General features: G+C 69.8%; 10 protein-coding genes. 3 read left to right on the top strand and 7 right to left on the bottom strand.

Annotated features, from left to right (window positions below):
• Positions 1–106 precede the first annotated feature (106 nt).
• Both OG598_RS14535 and OG598_RS14530 read right to left on the bottom strand, forming a co-directional pair.
• Positions 107–982, bottom strand: a complete 876-nt coding sequence (locus OG598_RS14535; protein ID WP_328654940.1) for an alpha/beta fold hydrolase — start codon at positions 980–982, stop codon at positions 107–109.
• 106 nt (positions 983–1,088) lie between these two features.
• Positions 1,089–1,433: a DUF1330 domain-containing protein gene (locus tag OG598_RS14530; RefSeq protein WP_328654939.1), complete on the bottom strand. Its 345-nt coding sequence runs from the start codon at positions 1,431–1,433 to the stop codon at positions 1,089–1,091.
• Between the two features lie 182 nt (positions 1,434–1,615).
• Here OG598_RS14530 and OG598_RS14525 point away from each other — a divergent pair, with 182 nt between their 5' ends.
• Positions 1,616–2,419: a helix-turn-helix domain-containing protein gene (locus OG598_RS14525; protein WP_328654938.1), complete on the top strand. Its 804-nt coding sequence runs from the start codon at positions 1,616–1,618 to the stop codon at positions 2,417–2,419.
• A 15-nt stretch (positions 2,420–2,434) separates the two neighbouring features.
• Here OG598_RS14525 and OG598_RS14520 read toward each other — a convergent pair whose 3' ends face one another.
• Entirely contained in the window at positions 2,435–3,439 is a 1,005-nt protein-coding gene (locus tag OG598_RS14520; protein ID WP_328654937.1) for a hypothetical protein, read from the bottom strand.
• A 414-nt stretch (positions 3,440–3,853) separates the two neighbouring features.
• Between OG598_RS14520 and OG598_RS14515 the strand changes: the two genes are divergently transcribed.
• A complete protein-coding gene (locus OG598_RS14515) occupies positions 3,854–6,853 on the top strand; it encodes a glycoside hydrolase family 95 protein (protein WP_328654936.1) in 3,000 nt (999 codons plus the stop codon).
• Here OG598_RS14515 and OG598_RS14510 read toward each other — a convergent pair.
• A complete protein-coding gene (locus OG598_RS14510) occupies positions 6,789–8,165 on the bottom strand; it encodes an MFS transporter (protein ID WP_328654935.1) in 1,377 nt (458 codons plus the stop codon). The two genes, OG598_RS14515 and OG598_RS14510, sit on opposite strands and share 65 nt — an antisense overlap.
• Positions 8,166–8,198: 33 nt before the next feature.
• A complete protein-coding gene (locus OG598_RS14505) occupies positions 8,199–8,981 on the bottom strand; it encodes an SDR family NAD(P)-dependent oxidoreductase (protein WP_328654934.1) in 783 nt (260 codons plus the stop codon).
• 20 nt (positions 8,982–9,001) lie between these two features.
• On the opposite strand from OG598_RS14505, the gene OG598_RS14500 reads away from it, so the two are divergent.
• The gene (locus OG598_RS14500) at positions 9,002–10,027 is read left to right on the top strand and encodes an ArsR/SmtB family transcription factor (protein WP_328654933.1); all 1,026 of its coding nucleotides are present in this window, start codon (positions 9,002–9,004) and stop codon (positions 10,025–10,027) included.
• Between the two features lie 96 nt (positions 10,028–10,123).
• Here the strand turns inward: OG598_RS14500 and OG598_RS14495 are convergent, their stop codons facing one another.
• Together OG598_RS14495 and OG598_RS14490 are read right to left on the bottom strand one after the other, a co-directional pair.
• Positions 10,124–13,585 carry an alpha-glucuronidase family glycosyl hydrolase gene (locus OG598_RS14495; RefSeq protein WP_328654932.1) on the bottom strand — a complete coding sequence of 1,154 codons (3,462 nt, stop codon included), beginning with the start codon at positions 13,583–13,585 and terminating at the stop codon, positions 10,124–10,126.
• A gap of 147 nt (positions 13,586–13,732) precedes the next feature.
• Positions 13,733–14,815 (bottom strand): LacI family DNA-binding transcriptional regulator, encoded by a 1,083-nt coding sequence (locus OG598_RS14490; RefSeq protein WP_328654931.1) that lies wholly within the window; start codon positions 14,813–14,815, stop codon positions 13,733–13,735.
• Between the last annotated feature and the right edge of the window lie 184 nt (positions 14,816–14,999).

The raw sequence follows: 14,999 nt of genomic DNA, 5'->3' as shown, positions 1-14,999 counted from the left end.
CACGATACGGCTGGTCGGCCACCAGAGACCGATCGTGGCCAGGTCCGTCCGTACGGAAACGATGCCCAAGCACGGGTGTGCGAGGCCGGCGTCGCCGGCACCGACGTCAGCCGGCGTCCAGCACCTCCCGCAGCCGCGCAGCGAACTCCTCGGGCTTGCCCGCGTAGCCGAACTCACCGCCGAGGAACCCGCCGTGGTGACTCGGGAACACCACTGCCTCCTGGCCGAGCAGCGCCGCGAGGCCCAGGGCGGTGCGCGCGGTGTACGTGCCGGCCGACTCCTCGCCGACCGCCACCACGATCCGGGTGGGCGCGGCGGTGAGCACGCTCGCGTCGGGACGGTAGTCGGTGATCGCCCACGAGCTCTGCGACAGCAGCGGATCGTCGCGGCGACCGTCGTCGTCGGCGGCCATGCCGAACATCGCCGGGTCGGGAGCGGGTTGGGCGAAGTAGGCATCGGTGAACTCGCCCTGCCAGGACGTCATGGCGATGAACGCGGCCATCCCCGCACCCGAGCCCTTCGCCTGGTACGCCTCGTAGAAGCCGGCTCGGGCGCGCTCGGCGGCCGTGGCGTCGGGGAGTACGGCGTTGATCGGCGGTTCGTGCGCCACCAGGGTGGCGACGTCGTCGGGGTGGGTGGCGACCAGTTCGAGTGCTGTCACCGCGCCGCCGCTGCTGGCGAACACGTCGACCGGACCGACGTCGAGCGCCTGAACGAGCGCGTGCAGGTCGGCGGCCTGCTGCTGCGGCGTGTGGTCGGACCGACCGTCAGTGCGGACGCTGCGGCCCAGACCACGCGGGTCGTAGGTGAGGACGGTGCGATCCGTGAAGTGCGGGGCGAGCGCGGTGAAGCCCTCCGCAGCCATCGGCTGGCCGATCATGAGCAGCGCACGATGGGCGCCGGTGGGAGGTAGCGGGCCGCGGACGTCGTAGACCAGGTCGACGCCGGGAATGACCACTGTGTGCGTCTGGATGTCCTGCATCCGATGAGACTACGGGCGGCTGACTGTGTCAGGGTGCCTCGCTGGCGGCGAGCCATCCGGCTTCTTCGGGACGGCGCTCGTGCCCCGGCGGGGCGAAGGTCAGGTGCTACCGATCGGTGGCGCGGCGGATGCTCGCGGCCAGCTGCGACGAGTCGTGGCCCGGCTCGACTCCGTCGACGAGAATCACCTCGCCGGCGAGGTGCCTCGTCCGCAAGGGCTTGATCTCCTGATAGTCGCTGGACCGGTACCAGGAGCGGGCCTGCTCCAGGTCGGGAAACTCGATGACGATCACGTCGCCGGGCCAGTCGCCCTCCAGGACGTCGATGGTGCCGCCGTGGACGATGAACCGGCCCGCGAAAGGCGCGAGGGTGGCGTCGATTCGCTCCAGGTACGTCAGCACCTCGGCGTGGACGGGTGCCTTGCGGAGGTGTGCGAGCGCGTACGCGGTCATGATTTGCCTGTCCTTTGCGTTTGGTCTTCTGACGTCGGTCGCGGTGGAGGCGGGCAGCGTGGGCCGCCGCGGCACGGCACCGGATCGGTCGTGCCGGAAGAACTATCTCCGCTGTCGTGGTGGGCTGTCGATTACCTCGCAGGTAATGGCCCGGCCGCTCGGTGCGGAATTAGGGTCGGTCAGTGACGATCTCGACCTGGCACGGGCGACCAGTGGGGGAGCTGCTGCGCGACTGGCGTCGGACTCGCGGAATGAGCCAGCTCGACCTGTCGATCGAGGCGGGAGTGTCGGCCCGGCACCTGAGCTTCGTCGAGACCGGACGATCCCGGCCGAGCCCCGACCTCATCCTGCGGCTGGCCGAACACCTGGAGATGCCGCTGGCCGAGCGCAACACGATGCTGCTGGCCGGCGGCTACGCCCCCGCCTACCCCCGCCACGAACTGAGCGACCCCGAGCTGGCACCGGTACGGGCCGCCGTACGGCAGATCCTCGACGGTCACAGCCCGTACCCCGCGCTGCTCGTGGACCAGCACTGGCACCTCGTCGACGCCAACCCTGCCGTCGCCCTGTTCACCATGGACGCGCAGCCCCACCTGCTCACCCCACCGATCAACGTGTTGCGCCTCAGCCTGCATCCCGACGGTCTGGCACCGCGCATCGTCAACCTGCCCGAGTGGCGCTCCCACCTGCTGAAACGGCTGCACCAGCAGGCGGCGACGACAAACGATCCGATCCTGTACGACCTGCACGATGAGCTTCGCGGCTATCCCGGTGGCGACGTCGACACGACAGCGCCAAGCGATGCCCTCTCACGTGTTCTCGTCCCGCTGCGCTACCGGCACGGTGACCAGGAGCTGTCCTTCGTCAGCACCACTACCCTCTTCGGTACGCCGCGGGAGGTCACAGTCGCCGGGTTGGCCGTCGAGGCGTTCTTCCCCGCTGACTCGGCGACCACGCAAGCCCTCCGAGCCCGTGCCGCGTCGTGACCCGGCTGCGGCCCGTCACCCTGGAGGAGCGGGCGGCGGCTGTCGGAGCGCGTCGCCGATGATGCCGGGCATCCGCCGGGCCACTCCCGCGAGGAGATCCGCCACCTGCACGCGCGGATCGTCGCGGGAGTCGACCACCACCAACCCCGCCAGCGGCGACACTCCGTTCGGCAGTGCCCCGGGCCGGTCGACGCCGGGCGCCGACGCGTCGCCGTCGGCCAACACCCGCTGGAGGCGGGTCAGCCGGTCGGCCGTCAGGGCGCTCTGCTCGTCGTGGGTCACCAGCACCTGCCGCTGGCCGCCGCTCCAGGACAGGACCGTCTCCGCCAGCGCCGGCAGCAGCGGTTCCAGTGGGGGAGGGACCGTGCGGTCGTCGACGTCGAGCCTGGCCACCACGGCCCGCACGTGGCTCGGGCTGAGCCCGTCGAGGACGGCGTCGGCCACCGTGCCGAGGCCGTGTCGCCGCAGCGCGTCCCGGGCCTGGAAGAACCGCTGCACCGTCTGGTCGATCGGCGGTCGCCGCTTCATCCGGACCAGGTCGACGAACGCCGACAGGAAAGCCCTCCAGTCGCCCCCGGTCGAGCGTCCGGCCTCGTGCAGGGCGAGAGCCGCCGGATGGTGTTCGCGAGCCAGGCGGGTGCCCGCCGAGTACGACGGCTCGGTCAGCAGGAAGTCCACGATCCGGGTGACGAGGAAGAACTCCTTGTCGATGAGGTGGACGTGCGCGCGGCCGGCCAGCGCCGCCAGAAACCACTCCAGTGCCTCTTCCGCACCCGAGCCGCGCAGGAACCGACCGGACTTGAGCTCGTGCGGCGCGAACCGGAACCCGGACCGTAGGGCGGTGATGAGCGCAACCGCCTCGTCGACGGCCAGGTCGACGCTCGCGTGCGTGATCACCGGAGCGGTCGAGTGCAGCAGGTTCGTGCCCGAGAATCCCGACTCGTCGCAGGCGATCTCCACGACGGCCCCGACCACCACCGCGCCGCCCGGCGGTAGTCCACCTTGAAGAGGCGATCTCACCGCCGCCCTCCCGCCATGCCGCCCATGGTCACCCGTGCGCCGGCAGAGAACAACCCGATTGCGTACGGGAGTCGCATGCCTGCGTACATCTGATGTATGTCCCTCGGGGCGGGTGGTCGTCGGCGTGATTCTGGCGGATCGCCGTGCGGTGCCGCGTCGCTCCGCCGCTGATCACCCGCCCGTCCGTATTGCTGACCGGCCAGAGGTGCGCGGCGTCCACCCATCGATCGACCGTTGCCTATTCTGTGGCCCCGGAGTAACCTTCCCGAAACACATCAGATGTCTGGCTCGCCAAGGCCCGGCGTCGGCCTGCTCAGGCAGGGTCCCGGTTGGCGCCACCAAGCGGATCCCCATGTCGAGTCCCATAGTTGTCACGCTTCGGGGTGGCCGGACTGGTCACCGTTTGGAGGATCGATGTCAGACCTGACCCGACGGCAGGCCCTCAAGATCGGCGCAGCCGGCGCGGGCGGTGCTCTCCTGCCGGTGCCCTGGACCGCCGTGGCACGAGCGGACTCGGTGGCGCCGCCGCAGGTGTTGGCCGCCGGGGACCTTGCCCTCTGGTACGACGAAGGCGCCGGGACCGACTGGCTGCGGGCGCTGCCGATCGGCAACGGCCGGCTCGGCGCCATGGTCTTCGGCAACGTCGACACCGAGCGACTTCAGCTCAATGAGGACACCGTCTGGGCCGGTGGGCCGCACGATCCCAGCAACCCCAGAGGCGCGGGAGCCCTCGCGGAGATCCGGCGGCTGGTCAACGCCAACCAGTGGACCCAGGCCCAGGATCTGATCAACCAGACCATGATGGGCAACCCCGGCGGCCAGTTGGCCTACCAGACCGTCGGCAACCTGCGGCTCGCCTTCGGATCCGCCAGCGGAGCGTCACAGTACGACCGGACGCTCGACCTCACCACCGCCACCGTCACGACGTCGTACGTGCTGAACGGCGTCCGTCACCAGCGGGAGGTGTTCGCCAGCGCGCCCGACCAGGTCATCGCGATGCGACTGACCGCCGACCGGACCGGCTCGATCAGCTTCACCGCCACCTTCGACAGCCCGCAGCGCACCACGGTGTCCAGCCCGGACGGCACCACGATCGGCCTCGACGGTGTCTCCGGAAACATGGAGGGCGTCACCGGCGCGGTCCGCTTCCTGGCCCTGGCCAACGCGACAGTCAGCGGCGGCAGCGTGTCCAGCTCCGGCGGCACCCTGCGGGTGACAAACGCCAACAGCGTGGTCCTGCTGATCTCCATCGGCTCCAGCTACGTCAACTACCGCAACGTCGGCGGCGACTACCAGGGCATCGCCCGGCAGCGCCTCACCGCCGCGCGGGCCAGCAGCTACGACCAACTGCGCAGCCGGCACGTGGCCGACTATCAGGCGCTGTTCGGCCGGGTCACCCTCGATCTGGGCCGCACGTCCGCAGCCGACCAGACGACGGATGTCCGGATCGCCCAGCACAACAGCGTCAACGACCCGCAGTTCTCCACGCTGCTGTTCCAGTACGGGCGCTACCTGCTGATCTCGTCGTCACGGCCCGGCACGCAGCCGGCCAACCTCCAGGGCATCTGGAACGACTCGCTGGCCCCGGCGTGGGACTCGAAATACACGATCAACGCCAACCTGCCGATGAACTACTGGCCGGCCAACACGACGAACCTGGCCGAGTGCCACAACCCGGTCTTCGACATGGTCAGGGATCTCGCCGTCGCCGGAGCGCGGACCGCCCAGGTGCAGTACGGCGCCGCCAGTGGCTGGGTCACCCACCACAACACCGACGCGTGGCGGGCCACCGCCGTGGTGGACGGCGCGTTCTGGGGCATGTGGCAGACCGGCGGCGCCTGGCTGTCCACGTTGATCTGGGACCACTACCTGTTCAACGGCGACATCGAGTTCCTGCGGACGAACTACCCGGCCATGAAGGGCGCGGCGCAGTTCTTCCTCAACACGCTGGTGACCGAGCCGACCCTCGGCTACCTGGTGACCAACCCGTCGAACTCGCCGGAGCTGAGCCACCACGCGAACGCCAGCGTGTGCGCCGGCCCGACAATGGACAACCAGATCCTGCGGGACCTGTTCGACGCGTGCGCCCGGGCCAGCGAGATCCTCAACGTGGACAGCACCTTCCGGGCGCAGGTTCGCGCGACCCGGGACCGGCTCCCACCCATGAAGGTCGGCTCGCGCGGCAACATCATGGAGTGGCTCTACGACTGGGTGGAGACCGAACCCAACCACCGGCACATCTCGCACCTCTACGGGCTGGCCCCGAGCAACCAGATCACCAAGCGCGGCACTCCGCAGCTGTTCGAGGCGGCCCGGCGGACCCTCGCGCTGCGCGGCGACGACGGCACCGGCTGGTCGCTGGCCTGGAAAATCAACTTCTGGGCTCGGATGGAGGAGGGCAAGCGGGCCCACGACCTGATCCGCTATCTCGCCACCACCGCGCGGCTCGCACCCAACATGTTCGACCTGCACCCGCCGTTCCAGATCGACGGCAACTTCGGCGCCACCGCCGGCATCGCCGAGATGCTGTTGCAGAGTCACACCGGCGAGCTGCACGTCCTGCCCGCGCTGCCGCCGGCCTGGCCGAGCGGGCGGGTGACCGGCCTGCGCGGTCGGGGTGGGCACACGGTCGGCATCACCTGGGCGAGTGGCCTGGCCACCGAGATCCTCATCCGACCGGACCGGGCCGGCACCGTCCGCCTGCGCTCCCGGATCCTGACCGGCACCGTCACTGTGGTCGACACCGCCGACGGTACGGCGGCCCGGACCACCCGGATCGAGTCCGACCTGATCGACGTCACGGTGCAGGCCGGACGCACCTACCGGGTCACCAGTTCCGGTGTCGCCACACCGACGCTGGAGCAGAGCTTCAGCAACGTCGGCATCACCAGCGACAGCAACACCAACGTCGGGAACTTCGACGGCGGCGGGGCCTCGCTCTCCGCGCAGGCCCTGGCGCAGGCGGGTGCCAGCCCGGGCGGCACGGTGAGCCGCAACGGGGTCAACTTCCGCTGGCCCAACGTCAGCTCCGGGGCCGCCGACAACGCCATCGCCTCGGGCCAGACCATCGGCGTGACAGGCACCGGCAGCACGCTCGGCTTCCTGCTGACCGGCACCTACGGCGCGGTGTCGGGGACCGGCACCGTGGTCTACGCCGACGGCACCCGCCAGACGTTCACGTTGAGCACGCCCGACTGGTACGGCGGCCCGGCGTCCGGGGCAACCGCAGCCATCGTGTCCGCGTACCAGAACCGGCCCAACAACGGCCGGCAGGCCACCGCCGCCTGCGTCTACTACGTGGGTGTCGCGTTGCAGAGCAAGGCGGTGGCCTCGGTCGTGTTGCCCAACATCAGCGCCCGGCCCGCCACGAACGTGCCGACCATGCACATCTTCGCCATCGCGATCGGCGGCTGACGGCAACGAATCCTGCTCGGGGGAGCACGACCGGGCCCGTCCCCACCAGGGACGGGCCCGGTCGCGGCTCCTCGCCCAACGAGGTGGGCCGTGCCGCGATGATCTCGGAGGCCCCAGTGTTCTGGGCGGCGACCGTGGTTCGAGGGTGGCCGGTGGTCGGGCTTGACGTCAGGTGGCGGGCAAGAGCGATCACGGCGAGGAGCGCCAGGACCGCGCACACGCCCAGCCACCCGAAGTGGGCGTAGGCGCGGGCTCCGAGCCAGGAGCCGAGGCTGCCGCCGAGGTAGGCACAGGTCATGTAGGCGGTGTTGAGTCTGCTCCGGGCTTCCGGCCGCAGGGCGTAGATGCGTACCTGGTTGGCGACCATGCCGGACTGCATCCCGACGTCGAGCAGCAACGTGCCGAGCGCCAGTGCCGCGAGGCCTCCCGCCCCGCCGAGACTGGCGAACGCGAGGACGACGGCCGAGGCGATGACCCCGAGCAGGCAGGCCAGATTCACCGCGTCGCTGCCCCTACGGTCCACCTGCCGTCCGGCGACCGGGGTGCACAGCATTGTCGCCGCGTTGACAAGTGCGAGCGTTCCGACCGCCGGTGCGCCCAAGTCGTATGTGGGACCGGTGAGCAGCAGCGCGACGGCGGTCCAGACCGCGGAGAAACCGGCGAAAACCGTCGCCTGGTAGAAGCAGGAGCGGCGCAGGTCGGCCTCGGTGCGCAGCAGTCGCAGCGACTCGGCCAGCAGCGCTGGGTATCGGTGTCCGGACGGCGGTCGTGTTGTCGGCAGTACGCGGGCCATGACCACGGCGATGACCAGCACGGACGCCGCTGCCGTCAGGTAGGGGGCCCGCCATCCGAACCAGTCGCCGATGGTGCCCGCGACGGTGCGGGACAGCAGCATGCCAGCGATGGAGCCGCTCAGCAGGGTGCCGCTGACCACGCCGCGCTGGTCGTCGGCAACGAGTCCGGCTGCCATGGGGCCGATGATCGGCGCGACAACCGTCGTGACCCCGACGAGGGCGCTCGCGCCGACGAACGGCGGCAGCGCGGGTGCGGCGCTCGCGGCGAGCAGCCCCAGCCCGGTGAGGCCGAGCAGGGTGACGATCAGCGGGCGGTGCGGGAGCCGGTCGCCGAGCGGCACCAACAGGAAGATCCCGGCGGCATAGCCGAACTGCACCGCGGTCACCACCAGGGCGGCCGAGTCAGCGCTGACGTGCAGGCTGGCGGCGACCAGCGGGCTGATCGTCTGGGGGAAGTAGATGTTTCCGACGGCGACCCCGCAGGTGAGGGCGAGGAGCACCAGCAGCCTGCGACTCATGTGCGAACCGCCTGTGCGAAAGCGTCGGTCACGTCAGTCCACCGGCCCGCCGGCGACGTAGATGACCTGGCCGGAGACGAACCCGGCTTCGGGGCTGACCAGGTACGACGCGGTGTGCGCGATGTCCTCGGGCTCGCCGACCCGGCGCACCGGGATGGTCTGCGCCACGATCCGCTGGTGCTCCTCGAAGCTGCGGCCCCGCCGCTGAGCCCCGACCCTGGTCATGTCACTGACCACGAAGCCTGGCCCGATGGCGTTCGCCGTCACGCCGTGCTGCCCGAGCCGCAGCGCGAGCGATTTGGTGAAGCCGATCAGACCGGCCTTCGCGGCGGCGTAGTCAACGCGGCCGGAATCGCCGAGCGCGGAAATGCTCGACATGTTGACGATCCGTCCCCAGCCGGCCGCCATCATGTAGGGGGTCACGGCCCGGGTGAGGAAGAACGCTCCGCGCAGGCTGACCCCGGTGACCGCGTCCCACTGCTGGGTGCTCGTCTCCTCGACGCCGGCGTTGGGGCCGCCGATGCCGGCGTTGTTGATCAGCACCGTCGGTGATCCCAACTCGGCCGCGATCCGAGTGACAGCGGCGGTCACGGCCGACTCGTCGTTGACGTCGGCGGCGAACGCCGCCGCTGTTCCGCCGTCGCGCGTGATGGCATCCACGGTGCCGGCGCAGTCTTCCTCGACCAGGTCGACCACGGCGACCGCGAGGCCATCGCGCGCCAAACGCCTGGACACCCCGGCGCCGATGCCCCGTGCCGCCCCCGTGACGATCGCCGTACGCCGAATGGCCTGGTCTGTCATGTTGATCTGTGTCATGCCGGATAGTCCACGGCACGTTGGCGGCGACGCCAAGCGATGTAGCCTGCAGCTTAATGATCAGCTTCATGCTCAGCGTCGAGGACCTCGCGGACACCCGCTTCGCGATCTCACCGATCTACCAGACCGTGCTCAGCCTGCGGGTATTGCGCGAGCCCGGCTTGTACGCGCTGCACCTGCCGTGGCGCAGGTCGGTTCTCGGCAGACTCGATGCGCCCGGCGCCGACCTGCTGATGTCCCTGGTCGGGCCGGACCGCGCCGTTGCGGATTTCCTGACGCCCCGGCCGACGGAGTTCGCCGTGACCTTCGAAGAAGAGTTGGCCGCAGTACGCCGGACGCCTCCGGATGTCGTTCGCCGCGACGTGTTGGCCGTGTACGTACGTGGCCGGCTTCCGGACATCTTGCAGGAGATCACCGCGGACGACGATGCTCCTGTCCTCGCACTCCGCGATGCCATCTGCGACCACCTCCAGCGTTACTGGGAGATCGCGATCAAGCCGACCTGGCCGCAAATGCGACTCGTCCTCGAAGCAGACATGACCTACCGCGCCCGACAACTGGCCGTCGGAGGCGCGCGCCTGCTCTTCGCCGACATGCACCCGAATCTGCGCTGGCAGGACGGCGTCCTGCACATCGACAAGATGATCGGCAGGCACCATGTCGCGGCAGCCGGCCGAGGACTTCTGCTGGTGCCGTCCGTGTTCTCCTACAAGCCCGCCCCGCCAGTCAGCCCGCAAGAACCGCCAGTGCTGGCATACCCCTGCCGTGGAGTAGCAACGCTCTGGGCGCCGACACCGACCGCCGACGCGGCCGCCGTCACATCGCTCCTCGGCGCGCCCAGAGCGCGACTGCTCCACCTCCTTGCCGAACCGCTACCGACCGTGGAGATCGCCCGCCGGCTCACCGTCACACCCAGCGCCGTGTCACAACACTTGAAGGTCCTCCACGCGACAGGCCTGATCACTCGCGCCCGCGACGGACGGCACGTGCTGTACCGGCGCAGCCCTCTTGGTGACCAGGTGGTCGGCCAGGCGGCGGAGCAGTGATCCCGGTGGACCGAGACGCTGTCCCTCGGTGATCATGCCCGCCAGCCACTTCATGCTGCCGCGACCCCAGCCCGTCTTGAGTTAGGACTTACTCGTCTAGCGGATGCGCTCGCCGCGGCTCTCGATCCGGAAGTGGTCGAAGGCGACGTCGAGGTCGGTGGAGGTGCCGGCCCGGTTGAAGGCCAGCAACCCGGCCTTCGTCGGCTCGACGTTCAGCGTCGTGGAGCCGATGTAGCGGTACACGCTTCCGTCGGTGGAGTAGTAGGCGCGGTAGCTGTCCCCGATCTTGGTCAGTCGCAGCCAGATGGCGCCGTCGGCCCCGACGATGCGCTGGGCGTCGGCTCCGGTGATCTCCAGGGTGGACGCGGTGCCGTTCTGTTCGCGCAGGAAGACGATCCGGGTCTTGTTGACGGCGGCGGTCGCGTTACCCATCTCCCAGGCGAGCTTCACGTAGTTGTCGTCGTCCGCGTACCCGAGCACACCGCCCTGCTCGTTGTTGGCGGCGAGTGGGCGGGAGAAGACGATCCTGGACTCGGCCGTCCAGTCGCCGTCGACGTCCTGGAGGGCCAGGTTCCTCGCGGTGTTGGCGTTGCCCTGGAGGTCGCCCTGCTGCGCGGTGACGACCAGGGACCCGTCGGCCAGCCGCCGGCTGCTCTCGTCCGGCCGAACCCACTGCCACTGCGCGCCGAGCTGGGCCGAGTCGAACTCGTCGCTGCCGGTGATGGTGGTGTTCAGGTCCACCGTGTAGACCGATGAGGCTCCGCCGTTGGTGACGGTGACCCGAGCCTGCCCGGTGGGGCTGGTCGCCTGTGCGACCGCGACAGTGGCGGCGGGGTCGGCGGCGCTGGCGGTGACCGTCGGCACTGTCGTGGTGCCGGCCGGCGTGAGGGCGTTGTAGCGCAGCACCGTCGGCGCGAAGGACGCCAGACGCCTGCCGTCGACACGCAGGGCCGTCAGCGTCGTGTCGGGCACCAGGTTGAAGACGTAGTTCTTCACCAGGGGGCCGAAGAAACTCTCCGTCGTGACCTTGACGACCGCCTGACCGGGCACGTCGGCCGCCTGGGAGATGATCTCGTAGCGGGCCTTCCGGTCGGCCGTCCGCACCTTCGTGATGGTCGGCGACGCCCCGGCCGGCACCGGGATGGTGTACGAGGTGTCCGACAGGTTGAAGCCGCCGAACCTCTTGCCGTTCACCACGATCGTCGCCGACAGCGGCGCGTCGTCGACCGGGATGTCCCGCCCGCTGAACTCCTTCCAGTAGTTCACCGAGGTGTCCCGCCAGTCGGCGGCGTCCGCCTCGTGCACCGCCAGCTTGGCCCGCACCTCGGCGAACCGGCGCGCGTCGATGTCGGGTTGCAGAGCGTCCCAGGTCTCCCGCATCCAGGTCACGTACTGCACGCCCATCTGGTAGCGGTAGACCAACTCGTCCCAGAACGTCCGGCCGCTGTCCATCCGATGGCCCCACGGCACGTGGTGGAACCACATCAGCAGGTTCTCCGGGACCGAGTTGATGTTCCCGTAGCGCTGCTGCAACCGGGGGAAGTACTGCGCGGCCAGGTTGCTGCCGGTGGGGGAGCGGTCGAAGCCCAGACCGACGCTGTCGGCCTTGTTGTAGTAGATCGGGCTCCAGTCGTCGCGGCCCGCCCAGTCGGCGGGGTCGGGGCGGTAGTGGACGCCCTCGGCGAACTGGTGGCCGATGCCCAGCGGCGTCTGGTAGCTGACCAGGGACTCCCACGAGCCCATCATCATCGCGTGGATGATGTCGACGACGCGTCGGTCGTTGCTCCAGGTCATCCGCGTCCAGTCGGCCGCGATGTCCCCCGAGTCGAGCGTCCAGTCCCACGCCTGACGACCGAAGGCGAACAGGTTCGCCTGGGCGAAGTGGTGCCCGGTCAGGTTGTCGGCGTTGCCGAGGTTGGCGACACCCACGATGGCGGTGTCCGGGTGGTGCTGGGCGGTCCCGTCGACGATGTTGCCGACCAGGCGCTTCTTCAGCAGCTTTCCGTTCGCGTCGGTCGCGTACGTGTCGGTCTTGAGGATCTCCTCGTACATCGGGCCGAGGTAGGCCAGCATCCAGTTCTGGCCGGTGTACTCCTGCGTGATCTGGAGTTCCAGGGCCTGGTTGGTGTTCTCCATCCGGCCGAACATCGGGTGGACCGGCTCCCGGGCCTGGAAGTCCAGTGGCCCGTTCTTGGTCTGGAGGAACACGTTGTCGGCGAAGCGTCCCCGGCTGCCGTCCGGCTGGACCTCGTCGTCGATCGGCCCGAACTCCAGGTAGGCCCGCTTGAGCCGGTCGTTGTCGACCTCGGCGTTGTAGACGAACGTCCGCCAGTGCACCGTCATCCCGAGCGGCGCCACAGCCGCGGCGATGGCGTTGGCGCCGTCACCGTGGTCGTACCCGAAGTCCTGTGGCCCCGGCTGGCCCTCGGAGTTGGCCTTGACGGTGAGGCCCATGAAGTCCGGGATCGCGGCCTGGATCTGCTGGGCCCGGCGGTGCCACCAGCCCCGGAAATCCGCGCCGTACGGATCGAGCTGGCTGTTGGTCAGCGTGTCCGGCGCGAACCGGCTGTCGGTGGGCGCGGTGTAGCGGATCGACAGGCCCAGCCTGATGCCGTACGGACGCAGCGCGTCGGCCAGGGCGGCCTCCTGGGCGATGCGGGCGCTCGTCAGGTACGCGTTGTCGGCGTTGACGTTGTTGATGGTGATGCCGTTGATACCCAGCGACGCCAACGCGCGGGCCATGACGAGGTAGCGGTCGAGAATGACGGGCAGGTTCCGGCCGGCGCTGGCACCGGTGGCGGCGAAGTTGAAGATCGCCCCGCTCTCCCCGTTCAGCCCGCCGATTCCGGAGGCGTTGTTGCCCGCGTAGAGACGCTCGGTCTCCCAGTTGTTCAGCAACCGATGCTTGATCTTCGGTGACTCCGCGACGCGGAGGTGGTCGATGGGTTTCTGGGTCTGTAGCAGCCGGAGGAAGGCGAAGGTGCCGTACAGCGCGCCGAGGTCGGTGTTGCCGGCGATGACGGTGAAGCGTGCCCCGCCCTTCGACACCGACCGGACGAGGTAGCCCTCGTCACCCACCTTGGCCAGGTCGCGGGTCGCGATGGCACGGCCCACCAGCGGCGAACTCGTCGGCGTGCCCACCACCACCGCGCCGTCGGGGACCGTGCCACCGTCGACGGTCGCCACTGGTGTCGGTTGGCCGAGCAGCCCGCCCAGACCGCGGACCAGTTCGTCCCGGGCGGCGCCCAGCGTGGTCTCGACGAGCTTCTCGCGCGAATCGGGGGCCATGGCGAGGTCCGTCGTGTGCCGGTGGACCTTCGTGGCGTCGGCGTTCTCGACAACGATCGCCGTGGCCGCGCTGCGGTAGTCACGCAGCAGCTTCGCGTCGTCGACCGGTACGTAGCGCAGCCACAGGTCGGAGCCGTTGTAGTCGTCCGGTGACGGTGCCGCGGCGACCGGCGTGGTGGTGGCGACGGTGAGGGTGGCCGCGACGGTGGCCAGTGCCGTGCCCAGCACGATGAGGGTTCGCCGTAGCCGGGGCACCGAAGCTCGGTTCATCGCCATCTCCTCGTTCGTTCGCTGGGGACGCCGTTCGGCCCGTCCCGCGAGCGCAACGACGTTGCTGGATGGATGCGCGTCGATCCTTCCCGGCGTGGCTCCGCCCCGGCAACGAGTTGTCGTTTCTTGTCGCGGGGCCGCGCGCCCTCACGGCAGGTGTGCCGCCGGGCCGGGAACGGGCCGCTGCCTCACCCACGCGGGTCGGGCCCGACCGGGGCTCGGCTTGCGCACGGCCGTCGAGTCGCGGACCACGAGGCGTACCGGCAGGACCATCGGCCGGCCGGTGTGCCCGGGCGCCCCCTCGATCATCGTGAGCAGGTGCCGGGTGGCGGCCGAGCCCTCCGCGTAGAGCGGTGCCGCGACGGTGGTGAGCCCGGGGGTGACGATGTCGGCGGCGAGGATGTTGTCGAAGCCGACGACGCTGACGTCGCCCGGAACGTTGACGCCCATCCGGCTCAGACCGCGGATGATCCCGATGGCCATCTGGTCGTTGAAGGCCAGGACCGCCGTCGCGGGACGCGCGCACAGCTCCTGCGCGGCCCGCTCACCGCCGGCCAAGGTGGGGCTGAACGGCCCGATCTGGCGAACCTTGATCTCCAGCTCCATGCCCGCCTCGAGCAGCGAGCGCCAGCGCACACCATTGGGCCAGGACGCCTGCGGCCCCGCGACGTAGGTGATGTGGTCGTGTCCCAGCTCGCCGAGGTGCTCGGCGGCACGCCGCACCCCACGAGGGTCGTCAGTGACGACGCACGGCACGTCGGCGAGGGCGCGGTTGAGGACCACCACCGGCCGCTGCTTGGCGACCATCCGGATCGCCGAGTCGGACATCCGGCTGCTGGCCAGCACTATGCCGTCGACAGTCGACATGGTGCGTTCGACCGCCGCCCGTTCCAGCCGGTCGGACTCCTGGGCGTCGATCAGCACCGTGGTGTATTCGCCGTCGGACGCCACCTCCTGAGCGCCGCGCACGATCTCGGCGTACACCGGGTTGGTGATGTCGGCGATGACCAGCGCGATCATCTGCGTACGCGACGTGGTGAGGGCGCGAGCGAGGGGGTTGGTCCGATAGCCCAACCGCTCGGCGACCTGCCGGATCCGTTCGGCGGTCTCGGAGTTGACGCGACTCGGTCGGGAGAAGGCGCGGGACACCGTGGACGGTGAGACGCCCGCCTCGAGGGCGACGTCGTAGATCGTGACTCGCTGTCCCGGCGGCCTGATGTGGTCGGGCATCTGCATGCTCCTCCCGGCTACGCGCCGTGATCATGGTATGGCGGCCGTGAATACTCGGCAATGCCCCCGCAACAATCCAGCAGCCCGCTCACATTCGCGCGAGGCAATACATGGCAACCCGTTGCCGCCGCAGCGCGCCGGCTGCCTCAATCAGCACTGATGACACCTGGCGGAGGGAACGGCT

It is taken from the genome of Micromonospora sp. NBC_00330 (assembly GCF_036136635.1).
GTDB lineage: Bacteria > Actinomycetota > Actinomycetes > Mycobacteriales > Micromonosporaceae > Micromonospora > Micromonospora salmantinae.
Note: the sequence above shows the minus strand (reverse complement) of the source record. Positions and strands in the feature narration are given on the sequence as shown.

Excerpts from the sequence above, each read along its gene's own strand:
- OG598_RS14535 (WP_328654940.1), bottom strand. The coding sequence starts at position 982 with ATGCAGGACATCCAGACGCACACAGTGGTCATTCCCGGCGTCGACCTG.
- OG598_RS14530 (WP_328654939.1), bottom strand. The coding sequence starts at position 1,433 with ATGACCGCGTACGCGCTCGCACACCTCCGCAAGGCACCCGTCCACGCC.
- OG598_RS14515 (WP_328654936.1), top strand. The coding sequence starts at position 3,854 with ATGTCAGACCTGACCCGACGGCAGGCCCTCAAGATCGGCGCAGCCGGC.
- OG598_RS14510 (WP_328654935.1), bottom strand. The coding sequence starts at position 8,165 with ATGAGTCGCAGGCTGCTGGTGCTCCTCGCCCTCACCTGCGGGGTCGCC.
- OG598_RS14505 (WP_328654934.1), bottom strand. The coding sequence starts at position 8,981 with ATGACACAGATCAACATGACAGACCAGGCCATTCGGCGTACGGCGATC.
- OG598_RS14495 (WP_328654932.1), bottom strand. The coding sequence starts at position 13,585 with ATGAACCGAGCTTCGGTGCCCCGGCTACGGCGAACCCTCATCGTGCTG.
- OG598_RS14490 (WP_328654931.1), bottom strand. The coding sequence starts at position 14,815 with ATGCCCGACCACATCAGGCCGCCGGGACAGCGAGTCACGATCTACGAC.